Here is a 15,185-nt window from a genome sequence, read left to right as displayed (position 1 = left end):
TCATCCGGATTCGGACATCGATCCCCGGTCCGGTTCGGCACCCGCCCCGGTGCCGGGGGCGGTCGGTTCGGCCAGTACGGCGAAGGTGGCGCCCTGATTGTCCGTGAGTACCGCGATTCGCCCTGGGGGGATGTCATACGGCGGCGCCTGGACACGGCCGCCGAGACGGACCGCGGTCGCCACCGTCGCATCGCAATCCTTGACGCAGAAATAGACAAGGAAGTGGTCGGGGAGTTCGGCCGGGAAAGCGTCGGTGAGGACGCGGCGCCCCGCGACGGCCGTACGGTCGCCCGGTTCGGTGCCCCGGGGTGACCACCACCGGATATCGGGAACGCCCTGGAAGTAGGCGTTGGAGGCGTCCACGGCCGGGGCCTGGGGGGCCGTCGGGGTTCCGGTGGCGGGCGGGCCGCCCTCGGCCGGCCCACCACCGGCCGGAGCGCCACCGGACTGCTCGGCGGGGTCCCGGTCCGGGGGCGGCTCGGCGGGGTCCCGGTCCAGCAGTGGATCGGTCGCCCCGAAGCCGAAGACCGTGGCGTAGAACGGATCGGCCCGGCTCTTGTCCCAGGTGTACAGCTCGGCCCAGCAGAAGGAGCCGGGCATCCCCCGCTTCCCGAAGCCCGCCCGCTCCCCGGCCTGCCACAGCCCGAAGACCGCGCCGCCGGGGTCGGCGACCATCGCCACCGTGCCCACCCCTCCGGCCGCCGTCGGCGGGACGATCACCCGGCCGCCCGCGCGCCCGATCGCGCCCGTCAGCGCCGCCGCGTCGTCGGCCGCGAGGTAGACGCCCCAGACCGTGGGCATCCGGCCGTCCCGTTTGGGCGCCAGGGCGGCGACGAGCAGCCCGTCGCTGAAGGCGTCGATCCGCCCGCCCGTACGCCCACCCGCGCGCCGCCCCGTACGCCCGCTCTCCCCCTCCCGGAACGTCCAGCCGAACAGTTCGCCGTAGAAGCGCCGCCCGGCCTCGACATCGGGGAGCGCCGCGTCCACCCAGCACGGCGTCCCCTCGGGGAATGCGGCCATGGGCCCGTCACCTCGTCTCCGCTCGTCTCCGCGCAGTGTGCAAGCTCACGTGGTGGTCGTCCGATGGCCGTCCGGACCGTCGTCCTCCTCAAATTAACGGGGCGGGGCGGACCGCGCAGCGGATAGAATCGAACATATGACCGTTATCGCCGCGGGGCGGGCACCGTGGGGCCACACCCCATTTGCAGTCGGCCGAATCGCGCGCCGATCACCCCTCGGTAAGCTGACGGCATGACAGGACAAGTACGCACTGTCGACGGCCGCGTGGCCGGACGACGCGGCCAGGCGACGCGGCAGAAGCTGCTCGACTGCCTCAGCGAAATGCTCAGCTCGTCGCCGTATCGGGACGTCAAGGTCATCGACGTGGCCCGGAAGGCGGGCACCTCCCCCGCGACCTTCTACCAGTATTTCCCGGACGTCGAGGGCGCCGTTCTCGAAATCGCCGAGGAAATGGCGAAGGAGGGTGCGGGATTGACCGCGCTGGTCTCCGGTAGATCCTGGGTCGGCAAAGCCGCTTGGGCGACCTCGGAGGAACTGGTCGAGGGATTCCTCGACTTCTGGCGTCGCCATGACGCGATTCTGCGGGTCGTGGACCTGGGCGCCGCCGAGGGCGATAAGCGGTTCTACAAGATCCGCATGAAGATCCTGAATTCGGTCACCAACTCCCTCACGGAATCGGTGAAGGAACTCCAGGCCAAGGGCAGGGTGGACAAGGACGTCAGCCCGGCCGCGATGGCGGGTTCGCTGGTGGCGATGTTGGCGGCGGTCGCCTCGCATCAGAAGGGTTTCACCACCTGGGGCGTGAAGCAGGCGGAGTTGAAGCCGAACCTCGCCCTCCTGGTCCATCTGGGCATCACGGGCCGCAAGCCCACGAAGTAGGGGCCGCACTCCGCCACGGGTCCGCGTCCCACCGTCCCCGATTCCGCGGCCCTTGGTTCCGCAGCCCCCGATTCCGCGGTCCTCAGCACGCAATCCGCGGAGCCACATCGGCAGCACTGGGCAGTACGCACCACAACAGCAGCACTACCGCAGCAACTACGGCAGCAACTACGGCAGCACCTCGGAGCTTCCCGAGAATGACTCCGGCATTCCCGCGCGTTCCCGCACACCGACCGGGAATCGCTCCGGACCTCCGGTGAATTCCCGAAGCTCGAACCTCTCGAAGGACGCCGAAGGACCCCGAAGAACCCCGCAGGATCCCCGAAGGCCCCCGGCTAGGATCCCCGCCCGTCGGTCAGCCGTTCGTACCGGGCTTGGCCCCCCAGATATAGAGCTGGTCATCGATGCCCAGCAGATCCCACAGCACCTTCGCGTCCGACAGGCGCAGGTTCACACACCCCGCGGAGCCCCCACCGTCGTAGAGGTCGTCAAGCCGGCCGTGCAGGGCCTGCCCCCCGTTGAAGAATTGGGCGTACGGCATGGGGGCGTTGTCATAGATGGTCGAGACGTGGTCGCGGCTGCGCAGGTAGATGGTCTGCCAGCCGAGCCGGGTCTCCTGCGAGTCCCGTCCCGTACGGATCGGCACGGGCGCGAAGACCACTTTCTTGTTGACCTGCACCCACAGCACCTGTCGGTTGAGGTCCACACAGGTGACCCGGCGGGCGCGGACCGGGCAGTCGCCCGCCGCATTGGGGTTGTCGCGGGCCCGGAGGGCGACCGTCCAGCGGTAGGTGGCGAGGTTGGCGTAGCCGTTGGCCGGTTCGATGGCGTTCGCCTGCTGGAAGGTGCGGATGGCTTCGCAGTCGGCCGTCGACTGGACACCGTCCACCGGCTGCTTCAGATACTCCTCCAAGTCGCGCTGGTACGGGCCGGTCCTGGCCACGCACGGAGGATCCGCCGCGACCACCGCCGCCCCGTCATCGGAATCAGAGCCGGGACCGGGACCGGGACCGGGACCCGAATCGGCGCCGGGAACAGAGCCGGAGTCGGTGACGGGGGCCGGGGCGGGTACCGGCACGGGGTCGGAGTCGGCGAAGGCCATTCCCGGGCCCGCCAGAGCCAGCGCCAGCCCCAGCGCCAGGGCCAACTTCACCGTCGCCGCTGATGTCCGTCCGTGTGTCCCCACGCCTCGTTCTCCCATGCGGCACTCCATCCTCGTACAACTCATACGACACATACGACATATGCGACACATGGGGCGCTAAGCATCCGTCAACCCACAGTTACCAGCGGACGGCTGGGATCGCCCCAGGCGGCGGGCCAAACCGGTGAAGGGACGCGGGCGCGGCCGAAGCGCGCACCCACGTCCCTTCACCGGACTTCAGCGAGAGTCGATATCAGCCCTTGGCGGGCTTGCTGACCACGGCTCCCTTCTTGCCCTTGCCCTTGCCGGGCTCACCACGCTTGTTCTCGATCTCGACCGAGATGCCCTGTGCGGCGTTGGCCGAGGTGATGACGTACGGGCCGAAGACCGGGTTGGCCGGGAGGACAAAGCCCTCCGGCACATCGGTCTCCAACAGGTAGTACGTCCCGGTGGTGAGATCCACGAAGAGGCAGTTGCCCCGGCTGTCCGTGGAGCAGCCGTTGCCCACGGAGGTGTCCGGGTTGGCGCCGGTGGTCTGGAGACCGGCGACGCCGTTGCTCTCGCGCCACAGCTCGAACACCGCGCCGGCCAGCGACTGGCCGTTCTTGGCGTCGGTCTTGTGGAGCTTGATCTTGCCCTTCTTCGGAGGCACCGGGGTCTTGGTGTTCTCCGCGGTCACACTGACACCGTCCGACGCGTTGGCCGCGGTGAGCACCAGCGGTCCGAAGACCGGGTTGGCCGGCAGGGTGTAGCCCGGGGGTGCGGCCGTCTCCTGCCAGTAGTAGGTGCCGAGGTCGACCGTGCGCGTGCACTGGCCGTTGCCACCCGTGGTGCAGGGGGCGCCGACCGTGGTGTCCGGGTTGATGCCGATGGTCTGGAGACCGGCGACGCCGTTGGTCTCCTCCCACAGCTGGAACGTGGCGCCCGCGAGGGTGGCGCCGGTGTCGGCGTCCTCCTTGACGACCGTCACATCGCCGCGGACCGGGGGCACCACCGATGCGGTGTTCTCGGCGGTGACCGTGACGCCCTGTGAGGCGTTGGCCGTGGTCAGCACCAGCGGGCCGAAGACCGGGTTGGCCGGCAGGTCGTACCCGGCCGGAGCGGCCGTCTCCTGCCAGTAGTAGGTTCCGACCTCGACCGTGCGCGAGCACCGGCCGTTGGCACCGGTCGTGCAGGGACCGCCGAGCGCAGTGTCCGGGTTGGCACCCGTCGTCTGCAGACCGGCGACACCGTTGGTCTCCTCCCAGAGCTGGAAGACCGCACCCGCGAGCGGGTTGTCCGTCTCGGCGTCGACCTTGACGACCGTGACATCACCCGTGACCGGGGGCACCACCGTGGGCGTGTTCGACGCGGAGATGATGACACCCTGGCCGGCGTTGGCCGCGGTCAGCACCAGCGGGCCGAAGGCCGGGTTCGCGGGCAGGTCGTAACCTGCCGGGGCGTCCGTCTCCAGCCAGTAGTACGTACCGAGGTCCACATTCCGCGTGCACTCACCATTGGCATCCGTGGTGCAGTCGGCACCGACCTGCGTGTCCGGGTTGGCACCCGTCGTCTGCAAACCGGCAACACCGTTGGTCTCCCGCCACAACTGGAAGACCGCGCCCGCGAGCGGGTTGTCCGTGTCGGCGTCCACCTTGGCCACCGTCACATCACCCGTGACCGGGGGCACCACCGTGGGCGAGTTCGACGCGGAGACGATGACACCCTGGCCGGCGTTGGCCGCCGTGAGCGCCATCGGACCGAAGACCGGGTTCGCCGGCAGCTCGTAACCTGCCGGAGCGGCCGTCTCCAGCCAGTAGTAGGTACCGAGATCCACATTCCGCGTGCACTGGCCGTCGGCACCCGTGGTGCAGTCCGTACCGACCTGCGTGTCCGGGTCGGCACCCGTGGTCTGGAGACCGGCGACACCGTTGGTCTCCTGCCAGAGCTGGAAGACCGCACCCGCCAGCGGGTCGTCGCTGTTCGCGTCCACCTTCACCACAGTGACATCACCACGGATCGGAGGAACCACCGAAGGCGCGTTGGAAGCCGTCACACTCACACCGTCCGCGGCGTTCGCCGCGGTCAGCACCAGCGGGCCGAAGACCGGGTTCACCGGCAGGTCGTACCCGGGCGGTGCCGTGGTCTCCAGCCAGTAGTAGGTACCGACCTCGACCGTGCGCGTGCACTCACCATTGGCGCCGGTGGTGCAGTCGGCACCGACCTGGGTGTCCGGGTCGGCACCGGTGGTCTGGAGACCGGCGACGCCGTTGGTCTCCTCCCACAGCTGGAAGACCGCGCCCGCGAGCGGGTTGTCCGTGTCGGCGTCCACCTTGGCCACCGTCACCTCGCCCGTGACCGGGGGGACCACCGTGGGGGTGTTCTCCGCGGTGACCGTAACGCCCGTGGGGGCGTTGGCGGCCGTGAGCGTCAGCGGGCCGAAGATCGGGTTCGCGGGCAGGTCATAACCTGCCGGAGCGGCCGTCTCCAGCCAGTAGTAGGTACCGAGATCCACATTCCGCGTGCACTCACCATTGGCACCCGTCGTGCAGTCCGTACCGACCTGCGTGTCCGGGTCGGCACCCGTGGTCTGGAGACCGGCGACACCGTTGGTCTCCTGCCACAACTGGAAGACCGCACCCGCCAGCGGGTCATCGGTGTTCGCGTCCACCTTCACCACGGTGACATCACCACGGATCGGAGGAACCACAGACGGCGAGTTCGGAGCCGTCACACTCACACCGGTCGCCGCGTTGTCCACGGTCAGCACCAGCGGGCCGAAGACCGGGTTCACCGGCAGGTCATAACCTGCCGGAGCGGCCGTCTCCAACCAGTAGTAGGTCCCGAACGCCACCGTACGGGAGCACTCACCATTGGCGCCCGTCGTGCAGTCGGCACCGACCTGGGTGTCCGGGTTGGCACCGGTGGTCTGGAGACCGGCGACGCCGTTGGTCTCCTCCCACAGCTCGAACACCGCACCCGCGAGCGGGTTGTCCGTGTCGGCGTCCACCTTGGCCACCGTCACCTCGCCCGTGGTCGGAACCACGGTGGCGGTGTTCTCGGCGTTGACCGAGACACCTTGCGGGGCGTTCGCCTCGGTCAGCACCAGCGGGCCGAAGACCGGGTTCGCGGGCAGGTCGTAACCTGCCGGAGCGGCCGTCTCCTGCCAGTAGTACGTACCGACCTCGACCGTACGAGTGCAGGTGCCGTCGGCACCCGTCGTGCAGCTCACCCCGACGGAAGTGTCCGGGTCAGCACCGGTGGTCTGGAGACCGGCGACGCCGTTGGTCTCCTCCCAGAGCTGGAAGACCGCGCCCGCGAGCGGGGCGTCGGTGTCGGCGTCCACCTTCACGACGGTGACATCACCCGTGACCGGGGGCACCACCGTGGGGGTGTTCTGGATGGCCACGGTGACCCCGGTGGCCGCGTTGTCCGCGGTCAGTACCAGGGGTCCGAAGACCGGATCGCCCGGCAGGTCGTACCCGGGCGGGGCCTGGATCTCCCGCCAGTAGTAGGTTCCCGTCTCGACGAGGCGGGCGCACTCACCGATGGCGTTGGTGGTGCAGTTCGCGCCGACCTGGGTGTCCGGGTTGGCGCCGGAGGTCTGGAGACCGGCGACACCGTTGGTGTCCTCCCACAGCTCGAACACCGCGCCCGCGAGCGCGGCCCCGGTCACCGAGTCCGTCTTCGCCAGCGAGACTTCGCCGGTGATCGGGGTCACGCTGTTCTGCGCCGTGACGGAGATCCCGTCGGGCACGTTGTCCGGTCCGAGTACCAGCGGACCGAAGGTCGGGTTCAACGGTAGGTCGTAACCCGGTGGCGCGGCCGTTTCCAGCCAGTAGTAGGTGCCCAGCTCCACCGTGCGGGTGCAGGTGCCGTCAGCGCCCGTGGTGCAGGCGGCGCCGATCTGGGTGTCCGGGTTGGCACCGGTGGTCTGGAGACCGGGCACACCGTTGGTCTCCTCCCACAGCTGGAAGACCGCACCCGCCAGCGGGTCGTTGGTCGTCGCGTCCACCTTGACGACCGAGACCGGCGCGGTGACGGGTGCCACCGTGCAGTCCGGGAGGTCGCCGTTGAACGGGTACGCGTGGAACTCCTGGCCACCGCCGCCGCCGACCACACTGGTGTGGGTGACGGAGCCGGTGGTGAAGAAGCGGCCGTTCACACCGGGGAGCGTGACCGTCGTCTGCGACGCCTGGTTGCCGATCAGCACACTGCCCTGGAACTGGCCGGTGCCCAGAAGCCCCACGGTGGCGGCGTCGGGGAAGTTCCACAGCAGCCGATCACGGTACTGGTTGAGCGGGTCGGTGTCGGAGATGCCACCGCTGTACGTGCTGAGCACGCGGTTGGCGCCGGTCACATTGACCAGGATGGTCGCGGTGGGCGGGATGTTCGCGAACACCAGCCCCTGCTGACCGCCGCTGGGCGAGGTCAGGTTGAAGTCGACGTTGAAGACCTGGAGGGCCGAGGTGCCGTCACCGGTGAAGGTGGTCTGGCCGCCGTCGTTGACGGCGGTGCCGGTCGCCGGCCGGGGGCCCTCGGAGTTCCGGGCGTAACACTGACTGGCGGTGGTCAGCTCATCGCGCAGCCCGGCGTACGGGGCTGCCGCGTTCGGGTCGGCGACGACCGTACCGGTGATGGTGCCGGTGGCCGTGCCCGCGTGGCGGACCACACCGCCGTCGGCCAGGAGCCGCTCGCCGGCCGCCACGGTGACATTGCCACCGGTGGTCAGGAAGTCCTCGCCGTCGTCCGGCGGCACCCGCGATCCGACACCGACGATGCCGATGTTGTAGATGGCGCTGGCGCCCGCGACCTTGTCCTGGTCGAAGTTGCCGAGCACGACGAGCCGGCCCTCGGCCTCGGCCGCGCGCTCACGGACCCGGAAATCGCCGCCGGCGAAGATGTTGATGCCGTTGTCGCGGCCCATGATGGGGCCGTTGCTGATCGGGGGGTAGGGATCGGGGCAGTCGCCGGGAACGCAGGGTCCGAGCCCGCCCGGGAGCGGTGCCGCGGCAGCTCTGGCCTTCGTGCTGATGCTGTTCTCCGGGGTGACCGGTCCGGCGCTGGCCGGTCCGATCCCCGATCCGAAGGCGAGCGCGGGCGCGGTGGAGGCGAGGACGGCGCAGGCCAAGCCCGCGGTCCAGGTCCGTTGTCGCAACCGCGCGAGGATTGCTCTCATTCGTCGAGTTCTCCTGTGAGTCTCCTGGTCCGGCAATTGTTTGACAGGCTGAGCAGGCGGAACTAAAGGACGTGTGCGACACTCCCGGACAAAGGGAATAATCCCTGGACAATCACCCGGCCGCGCGATCGGTGCGATATACCGCTACTTCTTGGGGTGTACCGGGTGAAACCGCCCCGCCACCCGTACGGCCGACTCCCCTCGCACTTTTCCGTCCACCTGCCCATCGGCCTTTCCGCCCCGCTGTTCCGCCCCTCTCCGCCCCGCTGTTCCGCCCCGCTGTTTCTGGCCGTCGCCGATATCCGGTGGCGGCTTCGACGGCGGGCGGCCATGCTCGCGCCCATGCCGCACCAGCCCCCGGCGCCCGACGCCGACGCCGTACGACAGCTACTCGCCCCCGTACCACCGGAGTGCGAGATCCGTCCGGTCGACGAAGGCGGCGAGCACTCCACCTGGTGGATCGGCCCCGACCGGGTGCTGCGACTGGCGCTGGACGAGGACGGTTCCGTACGGCAGGGACGCGAGATCGCGCTGCGGGACGCCCTCCGGCCCGCGCTGTCGGTGGCCGTGCCCGAGAGCGTCGCGCACGGGCAGTGGGCGCCGGGATTGACGTACACGCTCGACACCCGGCTCGGCGGGGTGTCGGCCGAGCGGCGGGCGGTGTCCGACCTCGGCGAGCGCGCACTCGCCCGGATGCTGATGGAGCTGCGGGCCTTTCCGGTGGAACGGGCGGCCGAGCTCGGAGTGCCGGTGGCCGCGCCCCGCGACTCGGTGGCGCTGTGGGAGACGGCGGGGCAACCGCCGGGCGGCCCCGGCCCGGCCGCCACCGCGACGGCGGGCGTCCTGACGCACCGGGACCTCAAGGGGGAGCATCTGCTGATCGACAGCGCGGGCGGGGTGAGCGGCGTACTCGACTGGACGGACGCCGTCATCGGCGATCCGGCCGAGGACATCGCCGGTCTCGCCATCTCGGTGGGCGCCCCGGCCGCCGTCCGCGCCGCCCGGCTCGCGGGATACGGGCCCGAGGTGTGCGCCAGGGGCGTGTGGCTGGCCCGCTACGACACCGTGATCCGACTGGTCGACCGGCTCCGCGGCACGGATGACAGCCCGCTGCCACTGCTCCGCGTCCAGCGGGACCGGGCCTGGACCTCCCCCGGAGGCCGCCCGGCGCCGGGCGCCCGGCGCCCGTGAGAGGATCCACCCGCGCCGCGGGCGCCGACTCGGAACACGGACGTGGAAGGTGACGATGTACGCGATATCCCTGGGCGAGGACGGCGCCGAACTGCGCCCGCTCGAACCGTGGCGGGCCGAGGAATTCCTCGATCACATCGACCGGGGGCGGGAGTTCATCGGGCAGCACAACGGACTCCCCGACGTCATCACGGACGTGGCTTCGAGCCGGGCGTTCCTCCAGATGTACGCGGAGAAGACCGCGGCCGACACCGGCCGGATCTGCGGTATCTGGACGGCCGGCCGACTGGTCGGCGCGGTCATCTTCCGCAAGCTCGACACCCAACAGGGCGTCGCCGAGGCGGGCTGCTGGCTGGAGCCGGCCGCGGCGGGCCGGGGGCTGGTGACCCGGGCGGTGCGCGTACTCATCGACTGGGCGGTCGACGTACGGGGCATCCACCGCGTGGAGTGGGTGGTCTCGACGGGCAACGAGCCCAGTATCGCCGTGGCCCGACGGCTCGGGATGACGAAGGAAGGCGTGCTGCGGGCGGCCTACCTGTACCGGGGGAAGCGGCACGACGAAGAGCTCTGGTCGGTGCTCGCACCGGAGTGGCGGGCGGCCCGACAGACGACCTGACCGGGCACGTACGACCGGCCGGGGGGTCTGCCCCGCTCAGCCCCCGGCTCCCACCAGGGCACCCGCCGGCTCGCCGCCCGCCGACCGCGCCAGCGCCCGGTGCTCGCTCGGCCGGACGCCCAGGGTGCGCTTGAAGGCCACGCTCAACGCGTACGCGTTGGAGTAGCCGACCCGGCGGGAGACGGCGTCCACCGTGGCGTCCGTCCCGGCCAGCAGATCGGCGGCCAGACAGATCCGCCAGTCGGTCAGATACGCCATGGGCGACTGGCCCACCAGATCGCTGAACCGCTGCGCGAACCGGGCCCGCGATGCGCCGACCTCGGACGCGAGACCGGCCACCGTCCAGGAGCGCGCGGGGTCGCCGTGGATCAGCCGCAGCGCGCGGCCCACCACCGGATCGCCATGGGCCTCGTACCAGGTGGGGGCCTGCGCATCGGGCAGTTCGAACCACTCCCGCAGACTGGTGACGAGCAGCAGGTCCAGCAGCCGGTCGAGGACGACCTGCTGTCCCGGGACGTCCCGGCGGATCTCCTTCGCGATCATGTCCAGCGTCGGGCAGCCGTCCGCGTGCGCGGGCACCCGGGCGACGCGCGGCAGCGCGCTCAACACGCGCTGCGAGACACTCCCCCGGACGTGGTAGGTGCCCTTGAGCAGCACGGCGGACTCGGGGCCCTCGTCCCCGTACGCGCACATCGGCATCTCGCCGAGGATGAGTCGGCCGTCCGGGGTCGTACAGCGGTCGGAGTCGTACACGAGGGCCCGCGGGGCCGCGCCGGGCTCGTCGGAGACGGTGTACGGCTCCGGGCCGACGACGATCACCACATCGCCGGTGCGCAGCGGGACGGCGGCGCCGCCGTCGGGGGTCACCCACGCCTCGCCGCTCACCATGGTGAGCAGAGCGAGTGGGGTCTCCTCCAGGAACCGCAGCGACCAGGGCGGGTTGAGGATCGACCGGTCGAAGAGGGCTCCCCGGGGGCGGACATCGTGCAGGAGGCTCGACAGGGCGTCATCCATGGTTCGGAGTCTAGGACCTGTCCGGAGCGGAGAATGAGACGCACAGACATCGAAGCGAGAGGAACAGCCATCTTGCGTTGCGCATGGGGCCTGTTCACTGGCTGACATGACGACATCAACCACACCCCAGAACGCCCCGTACCTCGTCCTCGGCGGCACCGGCAAGACCGGCCGCAGGGTCGCGGACGGACTCACCCGACGCGGCTTCACGGCCCGCGCCGCCTCCCGCAAGGGCCCGGTCCGCTTCGACTGGTCCGACGAGGAGAGCTGGGCCCCGGCGCTCGCCGGTGTCCGCGCCGTGTACGTGGTCGACTCCCAGGGCCCGGACGCGACCGCCGAACTGCGCGCCTTCGGCAAGGCCGCGACGGCGGCCGGGGTCGAGCGGCTGGTCCTGCTCTCGGCCCGGACCTGGGCCGAACTGGACGACGGCAGCGGTGAACTCCTCGCGGCGGAGACGGCCGTCAGGGAATCCGGCCTGGAGTGGACGATCCTGCGCCCGGCCTGGTTCGCGCAGAACTTCCTGGAGGAGAACTGGTTCCCCACGCTCTTCACCGAGGGTGAACTCCGCCTCCCGGTCGGCGCGGGCCGCGAACCCTTCATCGACCTGGACGACCTGGCGGACGTCGCGGTCGCCGCGCTCACCGAAGACGGCCACGCGGGCGAGACCTATGTGCTCTCCGGCCCCCGCGCCATGACCTGGGGCGAGGCGGTGCAGGAGATCTCCCGCGCCGCGGGCCGCCCGCTGCGGTACGTCCCGCTGACGGATGCGGAGTACACGGCGGAGATGACGGGCCGACACGGCTTCCCCGCCGACTTCGTGGAGCTACTCCTGCCGATGTTCCGGCACATCCGCAACGACGGCAGCGCGGAACTGTCGGACGGGGTGCGGCGGGCCCTGGGCCGCGAGCCGAGGGACTTCGCGGAGTACGCGGCCCGTACGACGTTCCCGGCCGAGGGCGCGTAGCGGGGTTCAGTCCCTGCGGATTGTCAGTGGCCGCTGGGATGCTCGTTCCATGACCGACCCCACCGCTTCCATCACGGCCTACTGGGACGCCGCCGCCGCGGCCTTCGACGACGAGCCCGATCACGGGCTGCGTGACATCCGGACCCGGGCGGCCTGGGATCGGCGGCTTCGTTCGTGGGTGCCCGCGGGTCCGGTCGATGTGCTCGATGCCGGGTGCGGTACGGGGACGCTGGCACTGCTGCTGGCGGCGGCCGGGCACCGGGTGTCCGGGGTCGATCTGGCGCCGCGCATGGTGGCGGCGGCGCGGGCCAAGTTCGCCGCGTCGGGGCTGGTCGGGCACTTCCAGGTGGGGGACGCCGCCGCACCTCCGGTGAGTGAGCGGCGGTTCGATGTGCTGCTGTCGCGGCATCTGTTGTGGACGCTGCCCGATCCGGAGGCGGCGCTGCGCGCGTGGGTGGCCCGGCTGCGGCCCGGGGGCCGGCTGGTGCTCGTCGAGGGGCGGTGGGGCGAGGCCGGGCAGGATGGCGCGCCCTATGTGGCCGGTGCCGGGGCGCTGCCCTGGGGTGGTGGCGTCGGCGCGGAGCGGCTGGCCGACGCCGTGCGTCCGCTGGTCGCCGGCCTGCGGGTCGAACCACTCGACGGCGACCCGGAGTTGTGGGGCCGTCCGGTGTCCGACGAGCGGTATGCGCTGATAGCCGAGGTGTGATCCCCCCCGGCTGGATGTGAGCGGTCCAACTGCCAGCCGGGGGGACCGCGCTCAGGCCCCCGGCCCCCGGCGACCCGCGCGGTACTCATCGGTGAGCATCGCGCCCATCGCCCCGCAGATATGGGTGATGAAGTCCTCGAACTCCCGCAGCCGTTCGGGGGTGTAGCGGGACATCTCGGTGGCCATGCGCTCGGCGTAGGGGCCGAAGAACTCCATGGCCCGGGGCCTGATGTCGGGGCTGCTGCGCAGGGTCACGACCCTGCCGTCCGTGTGTTCGCGGCTGCGGACGATGTGGCCGGCCTGTTCGAGCCGGTTCAGCAGGATGGTCGTCGCGCCCGATGTCAGGGAGATCCGTTCGCCCAGCCGGGCGGGTGAGAGCGGGGTGCCCTTGTCCTCCGCGTAGAGGATCTCGGCCAGGGCCGCCGCGTCCGTGGAGTGCAGGCCGAGCCAGGTCGCGAAGCGACGGGTGAACTCCGTGTAGTTGGCGCCGTACGCGCGCAGCCCTTCCATGAGGCGGTCGCGCTGCGCCTCAAGGTCGCCGGGCTCCGGTGTCTCCATCGCTGTACTCCACTGTCAGAAGTCGTCCGAAGTCGTCCGAGGCTGTCCGCTCCGCGCCGACGACGCGCTTCACCACGTCGTTTGACAACCTACCCTGGTCAATTTAGCTTTGCGGCAAAGATAACTAGCTTTGCCATAAAGTTAGCTGAGAGTGGAGTCATCGTGACCGACACACCAGAGTCCCCTCCCCTGCGCCAATGGCTCGGCCTTGTCGCCGTGTCCCTCGGGGTCGCCCTGATCGTCGTGGACATCACCATCGTCAATGTGATCCTCGCCCCGATCATCGAGGACCTCTCGATCACCTCGGTCGACGCCCAGTGGATCCAGGAGTCCTACGCGATCGCGTTCGCCGCGCTGCTCCTGCTCACCGGGCGCCTCTCGGATCTGCACGGCGCCCGCAAGATCTTCCTGATCGGCCTCGTCGTCTTCGGTGTGACGAGCGTTCTGGCCGCCGTCGCCCCCAGCGGGGGACTGCTGATCCTGGCCCGGTTCCTCCAGGGCATCGGCGGGGCCATGATCCTGCCGACCTCACTGGCCCTGGTGAACGCGACCTTCACCGGCAAGGCCCGGGGGCAGGCGTTCGCCGTCTGGGGATCGACCATCGGGGCCGCCGCTGCCGTCGGCCCGCTGCTGGGCGGCTGGCTCGCGGACTTCTCCTGGCGCTGGGCCTTCGGCATCAACATCCCGCTGGTGGCCGTGATCATCGCGGGGGTCCTGATCTATCTGCCCCCGTCACCGCGCACCCGCGGACGCGTCGACACCCTCGGCGCCGTACTGTCGGCGGTCGGCCTCGGCCTGCTGGCCTTCGCGCTGATCGAAGGCCGCACCTACGGGTGGCTGATCACCACGGAGCCACTGACCGTCGGCGGAGTGAGCTGGAGCGGCGGGCCCTCCCCGGTCCTCGTGGCACTCGTCGTATCGGCACTGGCCCTGGTCGCCTTCTGGCGGCGGCAGGCGGCGCTCGGCCGGTCGGGCGGCGAACCGCTGATGGACGTACGGCTGTTCGGCATCCCCTCGTTCCGCAACGGCAATGTCGTCACCCTGATCGTCGGTCTCGGCGAGTTCGGCATCATCGCGGTGCTGCCGCTCTGGCTCCAGTTCGCCCTGGACTACACCGCGTTCCAGGCGGGCCTGGCGCTCGTCGCCCTCGCCGTGGGCAGCTTCTGCGCCAGCGGCGCGAGCTTCCCGATGGCGGCCACGGTCCCCGCACTGGCCCAGGTGCGGATCGGTCTGGTCCTCGAAATCGCCGGTCTGGGACTTCTGGGCCTGATAGCCGCCACCGACAGCGCCTGGTGGCTGATCGCACTGGCCCTGTTCGTCTACGGAATCGGCGTCGGGTTCGCGACCGCGCAGGTGACCAACATCGTCCTGGTGGATGTGCCCGCCGACAGCGCCGGCCAGGGTTCGGGCATCCAGAGCGCCGCACGCGAACTGGGCTCCGCCCTCGGGATCGCCGTCCTCACCACCCTGTTCTTCAGCACGCTCGCCTCCGGCCTGCGCGACCGGCTCACCGACGGCGGGGCCCCCGACGGGGAGGCCGAGCGGCTCAGCGGTGTGGTGACGGAGAGCGCGGGCTCGGTGATCCCGGCGCTGCTGGCCGAACCCCGGACGGAGTCGGCCGGGGAGGCCGCGCGTGCGGCGATGACCAGCGGGCTACAGATATCCAGCTACGTCTGCGCCGCCCTGCTGGTGCTCGCGCTCGCGGCCACGCTGTTCATCACCCCCCGGGCCGAGCCCGAGCCCGACGGCGCCCGGCCCGAACCACCACAGCCGGAGCCCGAACACGCCCGCCCGGAGCCTGGACACGCCCGCCCGGAGCCCGTACGACCCGACTCCGCACAGCCGGAGCCCGACCGGCCGAAGCCGGCAGGGGCCTGACCGAGGCCGCTGGAGACAGCCGGGGGCCCCGGCCCACACAGCGCCCCCGGCCCCGGC

The 15,185-nt window shown here is 70.8% G+C and carries 11 protein-coding genes; 6 read left to right on the top strand and 5 right to left on the bottom strand.

Annotated features, from left to right (window positions below; translation table 11 throughout):
• Complete coding sequence (locus ACH4S7_RS07325; protein WP_398520146.1) at positions 1–1,020, bottom strand: VOC family protein; 1,020 nt, start codon at positions 1,018–1,020, stop codon at positions 1–3.
• Positions 1,021–1,251: 231 nt separating this feature from the next.
• Between ACH4S7_RS07325 and ACH4S7_RS07320 the strand changes: the two genes are divergently transcribed.
• A complete protein-coding gene (locus ACH4S7_RS07320) occupies positions 1,252–1,899 on the top strand; it encodes a TetR family transcriptional regulator (protein WP_398520145.1) in 648 nt (215 codons plus the stop codon).
• A 355-nt stretch (positions 1,900–2,254) separates the two neighbouring features.
• Here the strand turns inward: ACH4S7_RS07320 and ACH4S7_RS07315 are convergent, their stop codons facing one another.
• The gene (locus ACH4S7_RS07315) at positions 2,255–3,100 is read right to left on the bottom strand and encodes a L,D-transpeptidase (protein ID WP_398520144.1); all 846 of its coding nucleotides are present in this window, start codon (positions 3,098–3,100) and stop codon (positions 2,255–2,257) included.
• Between the two features lie 196 nt (positions 3,101–3,296).
• Positions 3,297–8,201, bottom strand: coding sequence for a SpaA isopeptide-forming pilin-related protein (locus ACH4S7_RS07310; protein ID WP_398520143.1), 4,905 nt, complete (start codon positions 8,199–8,201; stop codon positions 3,297–3,299).
• Between the two features lie 342 nt (positions 8,202–8,543).
• Here ACH4S7_RS07310 and ACH4S7_RS07305 point away from each other — a divergent pair, with 342 nt between their 5' ends.
• A complete protein-coding gene (locus ACH4S7_RS07305; RefSeq protein WP_398520142.1) occupies positions 8,544–9,392 on the top strand; it encodes an aminoglycoside phosphotransferase family protein in 849 nt (282 codons plus the stop codon).
• Between the two features lie 55 nt (positions 9,393–9,447).
• Positions 9,448–10,008, top strand: a complete 561-nt coding sequence (locus ACH4S7_RS07300; protein WP_398520141.1) for a GNAT family N-acetyltransferase — start codon at positions 9,448–9,450, stop codon at positions 10,006–10,008.
• Between the two features lie 36 nt (positions 10,009–10,044).
• Here the strand turns inward: ACH4S7_RS07300 and ACH4S7_RS07295 are convergent, their stop codons facing one another.
• Positions 10,045–11,022, bottom strand: a complete 978-nt coding sequence (locus tag ACH4S7_RS07295; RefSeq protein ID WP_398520140.1) for an AraC family transcriptional regulator — start codon at positions 11,020–11,022, stop codon at positions 10,045–10,047.
• A 106-nt stretch (positions 11,023–11,128) separates the two neighbouring features.
• Here ACH4S7_RS07295 and ACH4S7_RS07290 point away from each other — a divergent pair, with 106 nt between their 5' ends.
• Both ACH4S7_RS07290 and ACH4S7_RS07285 read left to right on the top strand, forming a co-directional pair.
• Positions 11,129–11,986, top strand: a complete 858-nt coding sequence (locus tag ACH4S7_RS07290; RefSeq protein WP_398520139.1) for an NAD(P)H-binding protein — start codon at positions 11,129–11,131, stop codon at positions 11,984–11,986.
• 49 nt (positions 11,987–12,035) lie between these two features.
• Complete coding sequence (locus ACH4S7_RS07285; protein WP_398520138.1) at positions 12,036–12,692, top strand: class I SAM-dependent methyltransferase; 657 nt, start codon at positions 12,036–12,038, stop codon at positions 12,690–12,692.
• Positions 12,693–12,743: 51 nt separating this feature from the next.
• Here the strand turns inward: ACH4S7_RS07285 and ACH4S7_RS07280 are convergent, their stop codons facing one another.
• Positions 12,744–13,250: a MarR family winged helix-turn-helix transcriptional regulator gene (locus tag ACH4S7_RS07280; protein WP_398520137.1), complete on the bottom strand. Its 507-nt coding sequence runs from the start codon at positions 13,248–13,250 to the stop codon at positions 12,744–12,746.
• Between the two features lie 162 nt (positions 13,251–13,412).
• Here ACH4S7_RS07280 and ACH4S7_RS07275 point away from each other — a divergent pair, with 162 nt between their 5' ends.
• The gene (locus tag ACH4S7_RS07275; RefSeq protein ID WP_398520136.1) at positions 13,413–15,128 is read left to right on the top strand and encodes a DHA2 family efflux MFS transporter permease subunit; all 1,716 of its coding nucleotides are present in this window, start codon (positions 13,413–13,415) and stop codon (positions 15,126–15,128) included.
• The last annotated feature ends 57 nt before the right edge of the window (positions 15,129–15,185 follow it).

Origin of the sequence: Streptomyces sp. NPDC020965, assembly GCF_044333555.1 — a bacterium.
GTDB lineage: Bacteria > Actinomycetota > Actinomycetes > Streptomycetales > Streptomycetaceae > Streptomyces.
Note: the sequence above shows the minus strand (reverse complement) of the source record. Positions and strands in the feature narration are given on the sequence as shown.

Coding starts and splice junctions, on each gene's coding strand:
- ACH4S7_RS07285 (WP_398520138.1), top strand. CDS start 12,036: ATGACCGACCCCACCGCTTCCATCACGGCCTACTGGGACGCCGCCGCC.
- ACH4S7_RS07300 (WP_398520141.1), top strand. CDS start 9,448: ATGTACGCGATATCCCTGGGCGAGGACGGCGCCGAACTGCGCCCGCTC.
- ACH4S7_RS07280 (WP_398520137.1), bottom strand. CDS start 13,250: ATGGAGACACCGGAGCCCGGCGACCTTGAGGCGCAGCGCGACCGCCTC.
- ACH4S7_RS07315 (WP_398520144.1), bottom strand. CDS start 3,100: ATGGGAGAACGAGGCGTGGGGACACACGGACGGACATCAGCGGCGACG.
- ACH4S7_RS07320 (WP_398520145.1), top strand. CDS start 1,252: ATGACAGGACAAGTACGCACTGTCGACGGCCGCGTGGCCGGACGACGC.
- ACH4S7_RS07310 (WP_398520143.1), bottom strand. CDS start 8,201: ATGAGAGCAATCCTCGCGCGGTTGCGACAACGGACCTGGACCGCGGGC.
- ACH4S7_RS07295 (WP_398520140.1), bottom strand. CDS start 11,022: ATGGATGACGCCCTGTCGAGCCTCCTGCACGATGTCCGCCCCCGGGGA.
- ACH4S7_RS07325 (WP_398520146.1), bottom strand. CDS start 1,020: ATGGCCGCATTCCCCGAGGGGACGCCGTGCTGGGTGGACGCGGCGCTC.
- ACH4S7_RS07290 (WP_398520139.1), top strand. CDS start 11,129: ATGACGACATCAACCACACCCCAGAACGCCCCGTACCTCGTCCTCGGC.
- ACH4S7_RS07305 (WP_398520142.1), top strand. CDS start 8,544: ATGCCGCACCAGCCCCCGGCGCCCGACGCCGACGCCGTACGACAGCTA.